Source organism: Massilia scottii (assembly GCF_030846495.1).
Taxonomy (GTDB): domain Bacteria; phylum Pseudomonadota; class Gammaproteobacteria; order Burkholderiales; family Burkholderiaceae_D; genus Telluria_A; species Telluria_A violaceinigra.
In genome coordinates, this window is record NZ_JAVCWM010000002.1 from 245,624 (window position 1) to 262,465 (window position 16,842).

General features: G+C 65.7%; 18 protein-coding genes. 14 read left to right on the plus strand and 4 right to left on the minus strand.

Going from position 1 to position 16,842, the window contains the following annotated elements:
- Positions 1-4: 4 nt before the first annotated feature.
- Complete coding sequence (locus RBA41_RS03405) at positions 5-325, minus strand: ElaB/YgaM/YqjD family protein (RefSeq protein WP_306621038.1); 321 nt, start codon at positions 323-325, stop codon at positions 5-7.
- A gap of 54 nt (positions 326-379) precedes the next feature.
- The gene (locus RBA41_RS03410) at positions 380-763 is read right to left on the minus strand and encodes a TraR/DksA family transcriptional regulator (RefSeq protein WP_306621040.1); all 384 of its coding nucleotides are present in this window, start codon (positions 761-763) and stop codon (positions 380-382) included.
- A 172-nt stretch (positions 764-935) separates the two neighbouring features.
- Here RBA41_RS03410 and RBA41_RS03415 point away from each other — a divergent pair, with 172 nt between their 5' ends.
- The 13 genes from RBA41_RS03415 to RBA41_RS33395 all read left to right on the plus strand — a co-directional run bounded on the left by RBA41_RS03415 (position 936) and on the right by RBA41_RS33395 (position 13,416).
- A complete protein-coding gene (locus tag RBA41_RS03415; protein WP_306621043.1) occupies positions 936-2,441 on the plus strand; it encodes a sensor histidine kinase in 1,506 nt (501 codons plus the stop codon).
- Positions 2,438-2,851: a response regulator gene (locus RBA41_RS03420; RefSeq protein ID WP_306621045.1), complete on the plus strand. Its 414-nt coding sequence runs from the start codon at positions 2,438-2,440 to the stop codon at positions 2,849-2,851. Before RBA41_RS03415 ends, RBA41_RS03420 begins: the two co-directional genes overlap by 4 nt.
- Positions 2,848-4,338, plus strand: coding sequence for a response regulator (locus tag RBA41_RS03425; RefSeq protein WP_306621047.1), 1,491 nt, complete (start codon positions 2,848-2,850; stop codon positions 4,336-4,338). Before RBA41_RS03420 ends, RBA41_RS03425 begins: the two co-directional genes overlap by 4 nt.
- On the plus strand, positions 4,319-4,957 hold the full coding sequence (locus tag RBA41_RS03430; RefSeq protein ID WP_306621049.1) for a response regulator: 639 nt from the start codon (positions 4,319-4,321) through the stop codon (positions 4,955-4,957). The genes RBA41_RS03425 and RBA41_RS03430 overlap by 20 nt, the downstream gene beginning before the upstream one ends.
- A 117-nt stretch (positions 4,958-5,074) precedes the next feature.
- Positions 5,075-5,899: a fumarate/nitrate reduction transcriptional regulator Fnr gene (gene fnr / locus RBA41_RS03435; protein WP_306621051.1), complete on the plus strand. Its 825-nt coding sequence runs from the start codon at positions 5,075-5,077 to the stop codon at positions 5,897-5,899.
- Positions 5,900-5,907: 8 nt separating this feature from the next.
- Positions 5,908-7,149, plus strand: coding sequence for an MgtC/SapB family protein (locus tag RBA41_RS03440; RefSeq protein ID WP_306621053.1), 1,242 nt, complete (start codon positions 5,908-5,910; stop codon positions 7,147-7,149).
- 342 nt (positions 7,150-7,491) lie between these two features.
- Positions 7,492-8,853, plus strand: a complete 1,362-nt coding sequence (locus tag RBA41_RS03445) for an MBL fold metallo-hydrolase RNA specificity domain-containing protein (protein ID WP_306621054.1) — start codon at positions 7,492-7,494, stop codon at positions 8,851-8,853.
- On the plus strand, positions 8,850-10,358 hold the full coding sequence (locus tag RBA41_RS03450) for a thymidine phosphorylase family protein (protein WP_306621056.1): 1,509 nt from the start codon (positions 8,850-8,852) through the stop codon (positions 10,356-10,358). Before RBA41_RS03445 ends, RBA41_RS03450 begins: the two co-directional genes overlap by 4 nt.
- A 162-nt stretch (positions 10,359-10,520) precedes the next feature.
- A complete protein-coding gene (locus RBA41_RS03455; protein WP_306621058.1) occupies positions 10,521-10,832 on the plus strand; it encodes an NADPH-dependent FMN reductase family protein in 312 nt (103 codons plus the stop codon).
- 39 nt (positions 10,833-10,871) lie between these two features.
- Positions 10,872-11,192, plus strand: a complete 321-nt coding sequence (locus RBA41_RS03460) for a hypothetical protein (protein ID WP_306621060.1) — start codon at positions 10,872-10,874, stop codon at positions 11,190-11,192.
- A gap of 10 nt (positions 11,193-11,202) precedes the next feature.
- Positions 11,203-12,111, plus strand: a complete 909-nt coding sequence (locus RBA41_RS03465; protein WP_306621062.1) for a ribose-phosphate pyrophosphokinase — start codon at positions 11,203-11,205, stop codon at positions 12,109-12,111.
- 176 nt (positions 12,112-12,287) lie between these two features.
- Positions 12,288-13,130 (plus strand): TolC family protein, encoded by an 843-nt coding sequence (locus RBA41_RS03470; RefSeq protein ID WP_306621064.1) that lies wholly within the window; start codon positions 12,288-12,290, stop codon positions 13,128-13,130.
- Complete coding sequence (locus tag RBA41_RS33395) at positions 13,084-13,416, plus strand: hypothetical protein (RefSeq protein ID WP_374709478.1); 333 nt, start codon at positions 13,084-13,086, stop codon at positions 13,414-13,416. Before RBA41_RS03470 ends, RBA41_RS33395 begins: the two co-directional genes overlap by 47 nt.
- Here the strand turns inward: RBA41_RS33395 and RBA41_RS03475 are convergent.
- Both RBA41_RS03475 and RBA41_RS03480 read right to left on the minus strand, forming a co-directional pair.
- A complete protein-coding gene (locus tag RBA41_RS03475; protein ID WP_306621066.1) occupies positions 13,371-14,384 on the minus strand; it encodes a hypothetical protein in 1,014 nt (337 codons plus the stop codon). The two genes, RBA41_RS33395 and RBA41_RS03475, sit on opposite strands and share 46 nt — an antisense overlap.
- On the minus strand, positions 14,381-15,343 hold the full coding sequence (locus tag RBA41_RS03480; protein ID WP_306621069.1) for a sensor domain-containing diguanylate cyclase: 963 nt from the start codon (positions 15,341-15,343) through the stop codon (positions 14,381-14,383). Before RBA41_RS03480 ends, RBA41_RS03475 begins: the two co-directional genes overlap by 4 nt.
- A gap of 720 nt (positions 15,344-16,063) precedes the next feature.
- Between RBA41_RS03480 and fabI the strand changes: the two genes are divergently transcribed.
- A complete protein-coding gene (fabI, locus tag RBA41_RS03485) occupies positions 16,064-16,837 on the plus strand; it encodes an enoyl-ACP reductase FabI (protein ID WP_306621071.1) in 774 nt (257 codons plus the stop codon).
- Positions 16,838-16,842 lie beyond the last annotated feature (5 nt).

Below are 16,842 nucleotides of genomic sequence, written 5' to 3' on the forward strand. Positions count from 1 at the left end.
CTGCTCAGTCGCGCGCGAGGGCAATGCCGAGTACCAGTCCGATGCCGGCGCCCAGCAAGCCCGACACGGCAACCGAGCGCCACGGATTGGCCGCCACCAGCTTGTCGGTGGAAGCGGCAACGTCCCTGATCGAATGGACCGTTTTGCGTTCCAGCTCATGCGCTTTCGAGATGCTGCAAGAGAGCAGGTCCATTCCCTTCTTTTGCAACTCGGCGGCCTTCTCGCCGGTCGCCGCTCCCGCCGCCTTGAGCAACTGCTCCGCTTCATTGATCATTGCGCGCATTTCCCTGCTGGCCGTGTCGATGCTGTCGTTGGTTCTGAACATGTGATTCTCCTTGGTGGGACTACGAAATGGCGTGATTGGCAGCGCGGGCGGCGTTCAGGGCGGCGCCTGCCGGTGCTGTTCAAAGTTTTCCTGGCATGAAAGGCACATCTTGGCCGCCGGCTGTGCGCGCAGCCGGCGCACGGCGATGCGGCCGCCGCAGCCGGTGCAGGTGCCGTAGCTGCCGGCACTGACGCGCGCGAGCGCCTCGTCGATGGCTTGCAGGTCGGCCAGTTCGCGCTGCAGCCGGCCGATGTCGGTGTCGGCCAGCAGGTCGGCCTCGGCCTGTTCGCGCACGTCGGCGTACGGATTGGCCAGGGCCATCTCGCCCGGGCCGTCGCCCTGGTGCAGGCGATTGCGGATCGCGCCAAGCAGCGCCTCGCGCCCCAGCCGCAACTGCAGGTCGAATTGCTTGATGTCGTCATGAGAAAGGTGCGGCACGTGACACTCCGTGGCAAAGCGTTGATCGATGCCCGATGGGCACTAGCCCCGACTGTAACGGCGCGAGCGCCCGTCGTCAGCCCAAGTAGTTGATGTAGGTCAAATTCGCCCATCAAATGTACAATGCCTGTTCCTGGATACGCCAGAGAACGATGCCATCAGGGAATAATCGGTGAAAAATCTTGTAATCGAAGGGCAGAGCCTGGAGTGGTTGCTGGTGTCGGCCACCGACGCCATCGTCATCATCGAGCGCGACGGCACCATCGTGCTGGCCAACCCGGCGCTCGCCACCTTGTTCGGCTACCCCAAGGATGCGCTGCTGGGCCTGACCATCGAGGCGCTGGTGCCGGCCCGCTTCCAGCACGCCCATGGGGGCCAGCGCCTCGATTACTTCAGCCAGCCGCGCGCGCGCGCCATGGGCGGCGGCGCGGCCCTGTTCGGCCTGCACCGCGACGGGCGCGAGTTTCCGGTCGAAGTGAGCCTGTCCCCGCTGCAAACGGCGCAGGGCTTGCCGCTGGCCATGGCCACCATTCACGACGTTACCAGCCGCAAGCAGGCCGAGGCCGCGCTGCAGGAGAGCGAGGCGCGCATGCGCGCGATTTTCGACACGGCGGTCGACGCGATCATCACCATCGACGACCGGGGCCGGCTGGAACGGCTCAATGCCGCCGCCGAGCGCATGTTCGGCTACACCGAGGCCGAGGTGGCGGGACAGAACGTGTCGATGCTGATGCCCGCGCCGCACCGGGGCAATCACGACGCCTACCTTGCCCATTACCTGCGGACGGGAGAGCGCCAGATCATCGGCACCGGGCGCGAGGTTGAAGGCTTGCGCAAGGACGGTACGGTGTTTCCGATGGACTTGACGGTGGCCGAAATGCGCCTGGGCGAGCGGCGCATGTTCACCGGCATGGTGCGCGACATTAGCGCGCGCAAGCAGGTCGAGGAACGTAACCTGAGCCTGCTGCACGAACTGACCAGCGCAAATGAAGAGCTGACCAGCTTTGCCTACGTCGTCTCGCACGACCTGAAGGCGCCGCTGCGCGGCATCGGCTCGCTGGCCGACTGGCTCTCGACCGATTACGCCGACCAGTTCAACGACGAGGGCAAGGAGCACATGCGCCTGCTGATCCAGCGGGTGCACCGCATGGGCGGCCTGATCGACGGTATCTTGCAGTATTCGCGGGTGGGACGGGTCAAGGAGGCGGTCAGCGCGGTCGACCTGAACCGCTTGCTGCGCGACGTGGTCGACCTGCTGGCCGCGCCGGACCACATCAGCGTGACCGTGCAGGCCGACCTGCCGACGATCGTGGTCGAACCGACCCGCATCGAGCAGGTGTTCCACAACCTCATTTCGAACGCCATCAAGTACATGGACAAGCCGCACGGCGCCGTGCGCGTCGGCTGCGTCGACGACGGCCGCGAATGGCGCTTTTGCGTGGCCGACAACGGCCCTGGCGTCGAGGCGCGCCATGTCGAGCGGATCTTCCAGTTGTTCCAGACGCTGGCGCCGCGCGACCGGGTCGAAAGCACCGGGGTGGGCCTGGCGCTGGCCAAGAAGATTGTCGAGATGTACCACGGCCGCATCTGGGTCGAGTCGGTGCCCGGCGCCGGCGCCACGTTCTGGTTTGCGCTGCCCAAGGCCATCACTTCCCCCGTTTCGAGGACCGTCCCATGAGAGTCAGTAGCAGACCCATCCTGCTGGTCGAGGACGACCATGTCGACATCCTCACGATCCGGCGCGCGCTCAAGGAAATCGCGGTGCTCAATCCGGTCGTGGTCAGGGAGAACGGGGAGGACGCGCTGGCCTACCTGCGCGATCCGGCCGGCGCGCGGCCCTGCATCATCCTGCTCGACCTGAACATGCCGATCATGAACGGCCTCGAATTCCTGGAGCAGGCCAAGCACGACGAACAGCTCAGGTCGATTCCCGTGATCATGCTGACCACCTCCGAAGAGCAGCATGACAAGGTCAACAGTTTCAAGCTCGGCGTGGCCGGCTACATGGCCAAGCCGGTCGACTACCGGCGCTTCGTCGACATGATGCGTTCGATCGATCTGTACTGGTCCGCCAGCGAAATTCCGTGAGCGGAGCGCCGATTCGCCTGCTGATCGTGGAGGACGACCTGGTCGACCGGATGGCGTGCCGGCGCGCGCTGGCGGCCGACCCCGATCATGCGTTCGAGGTGTTCGAGGCCGACACCGGGCAGGACGGACTGGCGCTGGCGGCGCTGCGACGGCCCGACTGCATCCTGCTCGACTACCACCTGCCGGATGTGACGGGCCTCGAGTTCCTGACCCGCCTCGCCGGCCACGCGGGCCTGGCGGCGATCCCGGTGATGATGCTCACCGGGGCCGACAGCGCCACCGTCGCGGCCGAGTCGATGCGGCGCGGCGCGCGCGACTACCTGGTCAAGGACGTCGAGCGCCGCTACCTGGGCTTCCTGCCCACCGCCGTGCTGCGCATGCTGCGCGAGCAACAGCTGTTCAACGACAAGCGCCAGCTCGAGGCCAAGTTCCGCACCCTGGTCGAACAGATCCAGGCGATCACCTATATCGCCGCGCTGGCGGCCGAAGACACGCTCACCTACATCAGTCCGCAAATCCGGATGCTGGGCTTTTCGCCGGCCGAGTGGCTGGCCACCTCCGGCCTGCATGCGCGCCAGATGCATCCGGACGACCGCGCGCGGGCGCTGCGGGCCATCAGCGACAGCCGGCGCGCCGGCAGCGCGCTGCGCCACGAATACCGGCTGCTGACCCGCACTGGCGAGGCGCTGTGGTTCCGCGACGAAGCCGAGGTGGTCACCGACGAGGCGGGCCAGCACCTGTTCATGCAGGGCATCCTGGTCGACATTACGCGCAGCAAGCTGGCCGAACAGGCCCTGCTCAGTTCCCAGGACGAACTGCGCAAGCTGGCCGCGCACCAGGAGGCGATCAAGGAGCGCGAGCGCAAGCACATCGCGCAGGAAATCCACGACGAACTGGGCGGGCTGCTCACCGGCATCAATGCCCACATTTCGGTGGCGATCGAGCGCGCGCTGCTGGCCGGCGCCGAGCCCGACCCGCTGATGGTCGATGCCGCCGCCCTGGCCAAGGAGGCGATGGGGGCGGTGCGCAAGGTCATTACCGATTTACGGCCGAGCGTGCTCGACCAGCTGGGCGTGTGGGCCGCGCTCGAGTGGTATGCCGAGCAGGTCGGCAAACGCTCCGGCCTGCATTGCGAATGCAGCATCGCGCCGTCGCTGCTGGCGCTGGAGCTCGACCCGGAGCGCAGCACGATGCTGTTCCGGATCGTGCAGGAAGCGCTGACCAATGTCGTGCGCCATGCCGAGGCTGCGCACGTGCGGGTGACGGTGGCCCGCCACGGCGATCGATTGCTGCTGCGGGTGCATGACGACGGCAAGGGGATCGCCCCCGAACGCTCGCGCAACAAGGAGTCCTGGGGCATCCGCGGCATGCTCGAACGGGCGCGCCATTTTGGTGGCGAACTGGGCATCGCGGGCAGCAGCGAGGAGGGCACCACATTATCGCTCGAATTACCGTTAGAACGAACCAATGACGACACACACCATTAAAGTCCTGCTGGTCGACGACCATGCGATCGCGCGCAACGGCGTGCGCCTGATGCTGGGCACGGCCGACGACATCGAGGTCGCGGGGGAGGCCGCCAACGCGCAGGAAGCCATGCTGCTGGTGCAGGCCGACGAGTTCGACGTCGCGCTGGTCGACATCACCATGCCCGGCAAGAACGGCCTCGACCTGCTGCGCGCGTTGCGCCTCGAACGGCCGAAACTGGCCGTGCTGATCCTGTCCACCTACGCCGAGGATATTTACGCGGTGCGCGCGCTCAAGCTGGGCGCGGCCGGCTACCTGACCAAGGATGCGCCCACGGGCGTGCTGGTGGCGGCGGTGCGCAAGGCGGCCGCCGGCGGCAAGCACGTCAGCCCGGCGTTGCTGGAAAAGCTCGCCAGTCTCATCGGCGGGGGCGGCATGGCCACCCACGAAAATCTGTCGAACCGCGAGCTGGAGGTGTTCAAGCTGATCGCGGCCGGCGAATCGCTGGTCCAGGTGGGCAAGACCTTGCACCTGAGCCCGAACACGGTCACTACCTACCGCGCGCGCATCCTGGAAAAGATGGGCATGGGTAGCAATGCCGAACTGACCCGCTACGCGCTGGAAAACGGCATCATCTAGCACGCCGCCGCCGCCGCTGCTGTAGGGTAAACCCTACAAGCACTGGCCGGGTTACCCGATGCCGCCCGACCCCGTTGTCGTCGATACTGTCCTTATGCCATCAAGGAGTCGACCAACATGAAAACCGCCATCCATCTGTCTCCCGTGCCCCTCTCCATCGGCCGCACGCAGATCAAGTGCACGTCTTGCGCAATGAACAAGTTGTGCCTGCCGACCGGCCTGGACGAGTCCGACACTGGCCGGCTTGACAAGATCATCCTGCGCCGCCGCCGCGTCGACCGCGGCGAGAGCCTGTTTGCCATGGGCGCCTCGTTCAAGAACCTGTACGCGATCCGGTGCGGCCATTTCAAGACTTTCCGCATCAATCGGAACGGCGAGCAGCAGGTGGTGGGCTTCCACATGGCGGGCGACGTGCTGGGCCTGGACGCGATCGGCACCGAACGCCATCAGAGCGGCGCGGTGGCGCTGGAGGATAGCGAGATTTGCGAGATCCCATTTGCCCGGCTCGAGGAATTGTTTACCGAGCTGCCCCAGCTGCAGCGCCACTTCCACCGCGTCATGAGCAACGAAATCACGCGCGATCAAAGCGCGATGATGTTCCTGGGGGGCATGCGTGCGGAGCAGCGCTTCGCGATCTTCCTGCTCAATCTGGCGGCGCGCTATGCGGCGCGCGGCTATTCGGGCACGGTGTTCCAGTTGCGCATGTCGCGCGAGGAAATCGGCAACTACCTGGGACTGACGGTCGAGAGCGTCAGCCGCCTGCTGCTCAGGTTCAAGCAAAAGGGCTGGCTGCGGGTGGCGCTGCGCGAGGTCGAACTGCTCGACCGCGCCAGCATGGAAGCGGTGGCCAGCGGCCAGGCCTGCGCCGAGCCGATCGCCACCAAGCGGCGCTTGCCGTGCGCCGGTTCCAGCGCCGGCTCGGCCTTCGCGGCGGCGGCCTAGGCAGGGCTGTGTTGACCATCGGTGCGAACGCGCTGGCCGGCCTGGGCGTGGCGTTCGGTTGCGGCTTGCTCATCGGTATCGACCGCGAACGGCGCAAGGGCAGCGGTCCCACCCGCGCCTACGCCGGCATGCGCAGCTTCGCCCTGGCGGCCGTCATCGGCGCGTTCACGCAACTGCTCGGCGGCGCCCTGGTGTTCGCCGGCGCCGCCCTGATCGTGGCGCTGACCGTGGTGGCGTACTGGCGCGACCAGTCCGGCGACCCCGGCATCACCACCGAACTGGCGCTGTTTCTCAGCTTTTTGCTGGGCGTGGCCGCGCTCGACCAGCCGGCCCTGGCCGCCGGCGCCGCCGTCGTCATCGCCGCCACCCTGAACCTGCGCAGTGCGCTTCATCATTTCGCGCGCGTGTCGCTCAGGAAGACCGAGCTGCGCGACGCGCTGATCCTGGCCGGCGCGGCGCTGGTGGTCAGGCCCTTGCTGCCCGACGCCAGCAGCGCATGGCTGCTGGGCATCAATCCGACAAGCTTGTGGACGCTGGTCATCCTGATCATGTGCATCCAGGGCGCGGCCCACGTCGGCCTGCGCCTGACCGGTCCCAGGCTGGGCCTGGCCGTGTCCGGCTTTGCCGCCGGCTTCGTCTCCAGCGTCGCCACCGTGGCGGCGATGGGCGCGCGCTGCCGCCAGGACAGCAGCCTGCGCGCTGCCTGCGTGGCCGGCGCGCTGCTGTCGAGTATCTCCACCTTCTTGCTGCTGTGGGTCGTCGCGTTCACGGTCGCGCCGGCGCACGTGGCGCATCTGGCGCTTCCACTGGCTTGCGGCACGATTGCCGTGGTGGCCGTGGCGGCGCTGAGCCTGGCGGGAGGACGCGGCCAGCTTGCCGATGCGCCGTCGTCCGGGCGCGCCTTCAGCGTCCGGCAAGCCGTGCTGTTTGCGTTGCTGCTGAGCACGGCGAGCGCGGCGCTGGCCTACGCGAATGCGCGGCTCGGCAAGGACGCTTTGCTGATGGGAACGGCCGTGGCCGGCTTTTTCGATGTGCACGCCGCCTCCGCTTCGGCCCTGTCGCTGCTTGCCGGTGGCGCGGCCGAGCCGCGCGCCGCGCTGCTGGCCATGCTGCTGGCTATCACCGCCAACACGCTCAGCAAGGCAGCCGCCGCCCTGGCCGGCGGCTGGCAGTTCGCCTTGCGCGTCAATGGCAGTCTGCTGCTGGTGCTGGCGGCGGCCTGGCTGCCGTACTGGTGGCCGGTCTTTTAATGCCGTGATCGTGTGGTCTGCTTGACATGCATAAAGTCTCGCAGGTGTCCAAAGGCGTTGCTGCGGCGCCGCGCCGATGGTTGTCGACATCAGCGAAAACCTGCTCGGCCGGGCTTTCCACGAACACCGGGCATGTGCTGTGGCACGACAATGCCGGCGTGTGCTGCAGTTCCAGATTTACCATCGCGCTTTGCATGGACGCCCCTTTGGATTACACACCGAATCGGGATAGGCCGTGATGCCGGCGCCTACCAGAACGAAGTTATTCTATTTTGATTTGAGTCAAGGTTTTAAGTGATCGGCTCGTTCATAGTTCAATTTCCACTCTGGAAAGGTATTGTGATGAAGCTCAAATTTCTCGGCGCGACCGGAACGGTCACCGGTTCCAGGTACCTCCTGACATCGGGGCCGACCAATATCCTCGTCGATTGCGGCCTGTTCCAGGGCTACAAGGAACTGAGGCTGCGCAACCGGGATCGCTTTCCCATTCCCGCCGGGAAGATCGACGCCGTGGTGCTGACCCACGCCCACCTGGATCACAGCGGCTACCTGCCGCTGCTTGTCAAGAATGGCTTCAGCGGAAAGATCTACTGCAGTGCCGCGACCTACGATCTGTGCAAGATCCTGTTGCCCGACAGCGGCCACCTGCTGGAAGAAGAGGCCAACTATGCCAACCGCCACGGCTTTGCCAAGCACGCGCCGGCCTTGCCCTTGTATTCGGAAGCGGACGCGGTGCGCGCGCTGCGCCATTTTTCGCCCGTGCCGTTCGGCGAGCGCTTTACCATCGCCGGCAAACTGCACGGACAACTGACCCTGGCTGGCCACATCCTGGGTGCGGCAAGCGTGACCGTGCGCGGCGACGGCAAGACCATCGTGTTCTCCGGCGACCTGGGGCGGCCGAACGACCCGGTCATGGTGGCACCTGTCCCTATCGGGGAAGCCGACTACCTGGTGGTCGAATCGACCTATGGCGACCAGCGGCACGACCCGGCCGATCCGCTGATCTTGCTGGGCAAGACGATCCGCGACACCGCCGCCAAGGGCGGCGTGACCATCATTCCATCGTTTGCCGTGGGCCGCGCGCAGTCCTTGCTGTACGACCTGCACCGGCTCAAGGAAAAGGGGCAGATCCCGGCCCATATTCCTGTCTATCTGAACAGTCCCATGGCTGCCGACGCCACAGCGCTGTACCAGCGCCATCTGCCGATCCATCGCCTCAGCCATGCGCAGTGCCATGCGATGCGGCACGCGGCCACGATCGTCAACAGCGTCGAGGAGTCGATCGCGCTCAACGAGCGGCAGGTACCGATGGTGATCGTCGCCGCCAGCGGCATGGCCACCGGCGGGCGCGTCCTGCATCACCTCAAGGCGTTCGCGCCCGACCCGCGCAACACCATTCTGTTTGCGGGCTACCAGGCCGGCGGCACGCGCGGCGCGCTGATGATGGCCGGCGCCGAATCGATCAAGATCCACGGCCAGTACGTGCCGCTGCGGGCCCAGGTGAGCCAGATCGGCAATCTGTCGGCGCATGCCGACGCCGACGAGATCCTTGGCTGGCTTTCCCATTTCAAGCGCCGTCCGACCCGCACCTTCATCACCCATGGCGAGCCGGCGGCGGCGGAGGCGTTGCGGCGCCGGATGCAGGAGGAGCTGGACTGGCCGTGCGAGGTGCCGTCCTACCTGGACGAAGTGGAGCTGTCATGAGCGTACCCGTCCTGCGCGCGCGCCGCATGGGCATCGACACCTACCAGGAGCGGGTCGCCTACATGCGCAGCGACTGCGAGGTGTGCAAGTCCGAAGGCTTCGAGGCGCGCGCCCGCATCGAGCTGCGCTGCGGCGACAAGTGCGTCGTCGCCACGCTCAATGTGGTGCATTCTTCCTTGCTCGAACGCGACGAGATCGGCTTGTCCGAGGCGGCCTGGAGCGCGCTGGGGCCGGCCGGGGGCGCGCCGGTGCAGCTCGGGCATCCGCCGCCGCTGCAGTCGTTTTCCGCAGTGCGGGGCAAGATTTTCGGCCGTCCCCTGACCAGCGACGCGGCCATCGCGATTGTCGCCGATGTGTGCGCCGGGCGCTATTCGGACATCGAGATGGCCGCGCTGGTGACAGCCTGTTCGGGCGGGCGGATGGACGTGGTCGAGACGATCGCGCTCACGCGCGCCATGATCGGCGCCGGCCAGCGCCTGAGCTGGGACAGCGCCGTGGTGGTGGACAAGCATTGCGTGGGCGGCTTGCCGGGCAACCGCACCACCTTGCTGGTCGTTCCCATCGTCGCCGCGTGCGGGCTGCTCATTCCCAAAACATCGTCGCGCGCGATCACGTCGCCGGCCGGTTCGGCCGATGTCATGGAAACGCTGGCCCCGGTCACGCTCGACGTCCCCCGCATGCGCGCGGTCGTCGAGCGGGAGGGCGGCTGCATCGCCTGGGGCGGCGCGGTGTCGCTCAGTCCGGCCGACGACTTGCTGATCCGGGTCGAGCGCCCGCTCGGGCTCGACAGCGATGGCTTGCTGGTGGCGTCGATCCTGTCCAAGAAGGTGGCCGCCGGCTCGACCCACGTGCTGATCGACATTCCGGTCGGGCGTACGGCGAAGGTGCGCTCGGCGCAGGCCGCGGCCGCGCTGGAATTGCGGCTCAAGGCGGTCGGGCAGGCGCTGGGCCTGTCGGTCCAGGTGCTGGTGACCGACGGCGCGCAACCGGTCGGCTGCGGCATCGGTCCGGCGCTCGAGGCGCGCGACATACTGGCGGTGCTGCAGGGCCGTCCCGAAGCGCCGGACGACTTGCGCCAGCGCGCCTTGCTGCTGGCCGGGGCGGTGCTGGAAATGGGCGGCAAGGCCGGGCCGGGGGAGGGGATCGCGACGGCGCGCCAGGTGCTCGACAGCGGCGCCGCGTGGGCCAGGTTCCAGGCCATTTGCGAAGCCCAGGGCGGCATGCGCGAGCCGCCCGTGGCCGCCTACACCCACGTCGTGCGCGCCTTGCATAGCGGCGAGATTGTCGCGCTCGACAACCGGGGCATCGCCTTGCTGGCCAAGCTGGCCGGCGCGCCGGGCGCGGCCGCGGCCGGCATCAGCATCCATGCGCGACTCGGGGTTCAGCTTGTCACCGGCGATCCGCTGTTCACCGTGCATGCCGAGTCTCCCGGCGCGCTTGCCTATGCCCTTGCGTATGCGCAATCACAGGAACACCTGGTGACGATACAGCAGTCCGCCCGCTAGCGGCAGCGGCCTTTGCCAAGGCTGGATAACTTGATGCACATCATATAACCGGGACCGTCATCAAGCGTACATTGGACTGTGACGAATGTGGTTGCGGGAGGTGTTTCAAATGTACAAGACTATTCCGCTGTGGATGGCGCACCAGGCAAACCGGGAGCCGCCATGAAACAGCGTGTGCTGCTGATCCAGGGACATCCCGATGCCGGGCATGCGCACCTGTGCGGCGCGCTGGAACGGGCCTACGGGGAGGGCGCGCTGGCGGCGGGGCACGAGGTGCGCCACATCCAGGTCGCGGGCCTGCATTTTCCGCTGCTCAAAAGGCAGGACGAATGGGAACATAGCGACCTGCCGCTCGGCCCGTATCGTGGCGACGATGGGTATGCCGGGGCTGTTCTGCAAGTGGTATTTGCGCGCCCACAGCATCAAGTCAATGAAGCGCAATATCCTCGGCTTTGTCGGCATCGATCCCGTTAACGATACGGCGATCGGCATGGCCGGGCATCCCATCCCGCCATGGGCGCTCCTGACGAGGCCCAGCGTTACGTTCTGCAACAGGCGATGGCCGCCAAGCAGAAACCCAAACAGGCCGAAGCGGCCAAGGGCTCCCAGCGCAAGGCGCTGATGGGAGAACATCTGACAATGATGAAGGAGGTGATGGACAAGCACGCCGTCATGAAGCCGAAAGAGGCGATGAGCGGCCCCGGGCACGAGGAGTGGATGAAGGAACATCAGGCGCTCATGCCGCAGATGATGGAGCAGATGATGGGCCAGCAGCACCCGATGATGGAAACGACATGGCGCAAGAAAGCCGCGCCCGCATCCGCAACGCGATAATGGAACCAACATGACGCCGATTTTGTTTGCCATGCCGGGCAATGAAGCCCTGGCCGATCAGATCTGCCGGGCCCGCGCGTGGGAGGCGGGCCGGTGGGAAACGCGGCGTTTTCCCGACGGCGAGAGCTATGTGCGCTACCTGTGCGACATCAAGGGGCGCGAGGTGGCCATCGTGTGCAGCCTGGCCGACCCGGACGCCAGGGCGATCGCGCTGTATCTGGCCGCGTGCGTGGCGCGCGAACTGGGCGCCAGCCGTGTTGGCCTGGCGGTTCCCTACCTGGCCTACATGCGCCAGGATATCGCTTTCCATCCGGGCGAGGGGATGACCGCGATTCATTTCGCGCGCCTGCTCTCCAGCGCCTGCGACTGGCTGGTGACGGTCGATCCGCACCTGCACCGTATCCATCATCTGGGCGAGGTGTACAGCGTGCCCACGCGCGCGGTGCGCGCCTCGCCCAGCATCGCCGCGTGGATCGCCGCCAACGTGCAGCTGCCGCTGCTGGTGGGGCCCGACGCGGAGAGCGAGCAATGGGTGTCGGAAGTGGCTGCCGTGGCCGGCTGCCCGTTCACGCTGCTGCAAAAGACCAGAAATGGCGACCGCGAAGTGGAAGTGTCGGTGCCGGTCGTGGCCGCGTGGCGCGACCGCACGCCGGTGCTGGTCGACGATATCGCCTCGACCGCGATGACCATGATTGGCGCCGTCGCGCGCATGCATGAAGCCGGCTTGCGCGCGCCCTGGTGCATCGCCGTCCATCCGCTGTTCGCGGGCGACGCCCATGCCGCGTTGCGCGCGGCCGGCGTGGCAGGCATCGTCAGCAGCAATACCATTGCGCACGAAAGCAATCGCATCGACATGAGCGGGCCGATCGCCGACGCAATCGAACTCCTGTCGGGCGTCGGCCATGTCTTGCGCGTGTAAGGCGTCATGGCCACCTTTGGCACCCGTCGCGCTTGAAGCGGTGGGGGACATGGCCATCGTGGAGATTTTGATGCAAGTCAGGGTTTTTTGCCGACCTTGTCAATAGACTCATTGCCTATCCAGCGCTGCCGTTGGCAGATCTCCTGCATTCGGATGGCTTTTCTTGCGGGGCATACATGAGCAGCACGCGTCATCATAGGTGGGTGTGGTCCGCGCTTGCTTTCAGCGCACTGAATGGCATGTGCGTGGCTGCGCCTGGCCCGGCCGTCAGCCTGGATGACGCACTGGCCGTGGCGCGTGCCTCGCGCGCGGAGATGCGGGTAGCGGCCGCCCGGGTCGATGCGGCCAGGCAGCGTCCGATCATCGTATCCGCATTGGACGACCCGATCATTGCCCCCTCGATCGATCACAAGCCGGTCGATCCAATGATGAAAACCGACCGCAGCATCACGTTCGAACAAAGCTTCCCGCTGTCGCGCGTGCGTTCGCATCGGCGCCGCGCGGCGGAAGCGGACGTGGACAGGTATCAGGGCGAGGGCGGCAAGACCGCCCTGAAAATCGATGCCGAAGTCGCGCAGGCATTCTTCATGCTCAATGAAAGGCGCAAGGTGGTCGAGATCCTGGGGCGGCAAACGACGCTGGCGCAGGAACTGGTCAAGCTGGCGGCGGCGCGCCACGGCGTTGGCGCGGCCACGCAGGCCGATGTGCTGCGCATGGAAATCGAGCAGGCGCGGCTGAAAAGCCGCCTCGCTCTCACCGGAGCTGACCTGCGCGCGGCCGAAGCCATGTTCAATACCGCGCTGGGCCAGGAACCCTACCGCCCCGTGCCCTCATTGCAGATGCAAGGGGTGCTGGACGGCATCGTCGCCATTCCCGACCTCGATGCCTCGCTTGAGGTGGCGCTGCTGCGGCGCCCGGAATTGCGCATCAGCCAGGCCGAAATCCGGCGCGCCCGGGCGCGGCTACATGCACATGATCGTCGACGACTTGATCGCGAGCGGCAACACGCTTGCCCGTAGCGCCGGCATGTGCGTGGCCCGCGGCGCACGAGGTGTGTATGGGCTGGCCACGCACGGTCTGTTTACGGGGGATGCGTGCCGCACCCTCGCCGACGCACCGTTGAACCAGTTATTCGTTACCGATACGGTTCCGCCGTTCAGGCTGGTTTACGGAACCGTTCGCGAGAAAGTTGCAGGTCCTGTCGTGCGGCGCGCTGGTCGCCGATGCCATCAGGGATGCGCATGTCGGCGCGTTCCCGGTCAGAACGTGCAATGGGCCGCGTGTTCCGCCGCCAGGGCAAGGTAGCTGAGCGCCGTGCGCCGCCAATGCGGCGAGTAGCTGAATTGGTCTTCCCTCAAATGCCGTAACGCGATCAGGGCGCGCTTGCTTGCCCGGAAGCTCTGGTAAAAATGCACCAGTGCCGCCTCTGGCGCATCCGATGCATAGCGCGCGTACGAGCGCAGCAGTAGTTCTGCCATGCCGCGCGCGCCAAGGCGCTCGCATTCCAGCGCAAGGAACCCGAGCTCGTCCGCCCTGTCCAGGATGCGCAAGTCGCGCGAAAATTCAAGGCAGTCGATAATCGCGATCTTTGGCAGCATGCACACGTGTTCCGCGCGCAGATCGCCGTGCCCTTCAATCACCTTGCCTTGATGGACCCGCGTCTCCAGAAGGTGCGATACGCTGAGCAGTGCCCTTGCCTGGGCGGCGCCGAGCACGTCGAGATGCTTGCGCTCGATGGCGTAGCGCGGTTCGCCCAGTTCGTCCTGTATTTGTTGAAGCTGGTGGCCGAAGCGATCACGGTAGGCGATGGCGTCGACCGGTTCGGTGGGAAGTGCATTGTGAAAGGTGGCCAGCATTGCGGCCAGGCGCCGGATATCGGGAGCCGGCACCGATCGGCGGCTGAGTGCGGCGTCGAGCATGCGCGCCGCCGGCAGCCGGCGCATCTTGACCAGCCATTCCACCGGCGTGCCCTCGCCGTCGAGGTGTAACTGGTTCATCCCGTCAAGCGTGATCGGCACCACGGCCAGGTAGATATCGGGCGACAGGCGGCGATTCAGCCGTAGTTCTTCCTGGCAGTAAAACAGCCGTGCCTCCACGGTCGTGAAATCGATCAGGTCGACATGGATGGGTTTTTTCAGTTTGTAGGCGAAGTCTGCGGAGAGAAACACCCATGACATGTGGGTCTCGATTCTTTCGACCCGGTGCTGGCCGGCCCCGTAGCTTGCGCCATGCGACAGGAACGCCAGGGTCGACGCCAGCTGCGGCGCGTTCATTGCGCCGTCCTGGCCGCGCCGGGTTGCCCGCCCGGGCCGTGCGCAAAGCTGCGCTCGAAGAACTGGCATCGATTGGCTCCCTGAAGCGTTGCCTGGTACAGCGCATGGTCGGCATTGCAGAGCAAGGTGCCAGCCTCGGCGCCATCCTCGGGCGACATGGCAATGCCTATGCTCGCTTGCAGGACGATGCGATTTCCACGGACTACAAACGGCGCCGCGAGCGCGGCTTGCAGTTTGTTTGCCAGCGCCAGCGCGATGTCGCGGTTGTCAATGCCGGTCGCCAGAATCGCAAACTCGGCATCGCCCACATGGGCCAGCGTATCGGACTGCCTGACCGTGTTGGACAAGCGGTCGGCCGCAGCGCAAAGCAGCGTATTTCCCGTGACAGCAAGCTGCCCATGGAGGTCCGGATGACCATCGAGTGCCATGCGCACAACAGCGGTGCGAGCGGTGCTCCGGGATGCGCGCGACATTGCCGCGGACAGGAAGTCGAGAAAGGCCGCCCGGTTGGGATAGCATGACCAGGTCTCCAGGCGGCCCTTGCTGCGTGTCGTGTTGTCCAGGGCAAGCTGCTGCGTGATGTCTTGTTGAACGGCGACGAAGTGGGATATTGCACCATCCTCGTTGCGCAATGGCGTAATCGTTTCGTCAGCCGCGTACAGCGTCCCGTCCTTGCGCTTGTCGATCACCTGCCCATGCCAAACCCGCCCGGAAAGGACCTTTTGCCACAGCTCGGCATAAAAGACCGGCCCCTCCGAGCCCGAGCTCAGCAAGGCGGGCGTACGGCCTGGCAGCTCATCGAATTCATAGCCGCTCAGTGCGCAGAACGCATGGTTTGCCCACTCGATACGGCCAGCCGTATCGGTGATAAAGACGGCGTTGGCCAGTTGCGTGAACGCCTGGAGCAGCAGGGGCTGCAGGGCAGTCTGGAAATGATAGGGCGCTTGGGCGGGATTCATGGGGCAGTCTCCGTTTGTCACTGATTAGAGTGCGATGGCGCTCCCGAGTTCAACAAGGGGCTTGGCAAGCCATGGATGGCGCGTCCGATGCATGGGCCCGCCCCGCCCGGTCCATGATCGAATCATCGGACCGCGATGCGGAACCAATCCGGCTTGCGCGGGTCTGACCTGTATGCAAATTGCTTTCTGGAGCCGCGCCTTGGTCGCGCTGATCGCCGTGCTCGCCGTCCTGTGGCTGGCGGCGGTCATCGGCTGTGCCATTTTGTTCTACGTCACGCTCGATTAGTCACGTGGTGATCCGGCATGCGCGCGTTCGGCAGTTGTCGGCAGTCCTTGTCCCGCGTTTACCGAGCGTTGCCCTGGCTGTCCAGTTCGCTTCGCGCGCAACCAGGGTTGCGCAACCGGTAGCGCCGGCTTTCCGGCAGCCTGGCCCGATATGTGGCCCGATCGGACAGTGGCAATAAGCACTGGATGCTTGCCGGATCCGGCGGATCGCACCCGGGTTCGGTGCGGCGGGGAAGTTCGGCTGCCTGTGCTTTGCCGGCCGGCGCAGTTTCACTGCCGCGGCAGATGGCCCGTTAATCCAGCAGGGTCATGGCCGCATGCCACGCCGGCGCAGCGGATGACCGTTCGAAACACCTGCGCAATTTTCGGTAGCGCTGGCGGTGCCGAACGGCGTTTGGAAACCTGTTGCGTCATCGATTGATAGCGAGGTAAGCAATGAACAACGCAGGCTCACTGCATGGGATGAAAGGATTAATCGTCGGGATTGCCAATGCCGACAGTATCGCGTACGGCTGCGCGAGGACGATGCGTGCCCAGGGCGCGGAACTGGCCGTAACGTATCTCAATGACAAGGCGGAACCGCATGTGAGGCCGCTGGCGCAGGCGCTGCAATGTCCGATCATCGCCCCTTGCGATGTCGAAAAGGCAGGGGAACTGGAAAGCGTGTTCGGACAGATCGCGCAACGCTGGGGGCGGCTCGATTTTTTGTTGCATTCGATTGCATACGCCCCCAGGGAAGCGCTGTGCGCAAGGGTCACTGACTGCCCCAGTGCCGGTTTTTCCCGCGCCATGGATGTGTCGGTCCATTCCTTCATCCGCATGGCAAAGCTTGCCGCTCCGCTGATGACAGCGGGCGGCTGCCTGCTGACGGTCAGCTTCCATGGGGCGCGCGAAGTCATCAGGCAGTACGGAGTCATGGGGCCGGTGAAAGCGGCGCTGGAAACGGTGGTGCTGTACTTGGCGGCCGAGCTCGGTGAAAAGGGCATCCGGGTTCATGCGCTCTCGCCCGGGCCACTCAAGACCCGCGCCGCATCCGGTATTCCGGAATTCGATGCATTGCTGGAACTGGCGGCAAAAAAAGCCCCCCTCCATCATCTGGTGACCATCGACGACGTGGGCACGGTAGCCGCATTGCTGGTGTCGAACGGCGCGCGTTCCCTCACCGGCAACCTTATTTATGTCGACGCCGGCTATCACGTCGTCGACTGAGGGTT

Bases quoted from the DNA above. Each gene is read 5' to 3' on its own strand.
- RBA41_RS03475 (WP_306621066.1), bottom strand. From the start codon at position 14,384: ATGAACGCGCCGCAGCTGGCGTCGACCCTGGCGTTCCTGTCGCATGGC.
- RBA41_RS03480 (WP_306621069.1), bottom strand. From the start codon at position 15,343: ATGAATCCCGCCCAAGCGCCCTATCATTTCCAGACTGCCCTGCAGCCC.
- RBA41_RS03450 (WP_306621056.1), top strand. From the start codon at position 8,850: ATGAGCGTACCCGTCCTGCGCGCGCGCCGCATGGGCATCGACACCTAC.
- RBA41_RS03445 (WP_306621054.1), top strand. From the start codon at position 7,492: ATGAAGCTCAAATTTCTCGGCGCGACCGGAACGGTCACCGGTTCCAGG.
- RBA41_RS03460 (WP_306621060.1), top strand. From the start codon at position 10,872: ATGGGCGCTCCTGACGAGGCCCAGCGTTACGTTCTGCAACAGGCGATG.
- RBA41_RS03430 (WP_306621049.1), top strand. From the start codon at position 4,319: ATGACGACACACACCATTAAAGTCCTGCTGGTCGACGACCATGCGATC.
- RBA41_RS33395 (WP_374709478.1), top strand. From the start codon at position 13,084: ATGATCGTCGACGACTTGATCGCGAGCGGCAACACGCTTGCCCGTAGC.
- RBA41_RS03455 (WP_306621058.1), top strand. From the start codon at position 10,521: ATGAAACAGCGTGTGCTGCTGATCCAGGGACATCCCGATGCCGGGCAT.
- RBA41_RS03420 (WP_306621045.1), top strand. From the start codon at position 2,438: ATGAGAGTCAGTAGCAGACCCATCCTGCTGGTCGAGGACGACCATGTC.
- RBA41_RS03465 (WP_306621062.1), top strand. From the start codon at position 11,203: ATGACGCCGATTTTGTTTGCCATGCCGGGCAATGAAGCCCTGGCCGAT.
- RBA41_RS03405 (WP_306621038.1), bottom strand. From the start codon at position 325: ATGTTCAGAACCAACGACAGCATCGACACGGCCAGCAGGGAAATGCGC.
- fabI (WP_306621071.1), top strand. From the start codon at position 16,064: ATGAACAACGCAGGCTCACTGCATGGGATGAAAGGATTAATCGTCGGG.
- RBA41_RS03470 (WP_306621064.1), top strand. From the start codon at position 12,288: ATGAGCAGCACGCGTCATCATAGGTGGGTGTGGTCCGCGCTTGCTTTC.
- fnr (WP_306621051.1), top strand. From the start codon at position 5,075: ATGAAAACCGCCATCCATCTGTCTCCCGTGCCCCTCTCCATCGGCCGC.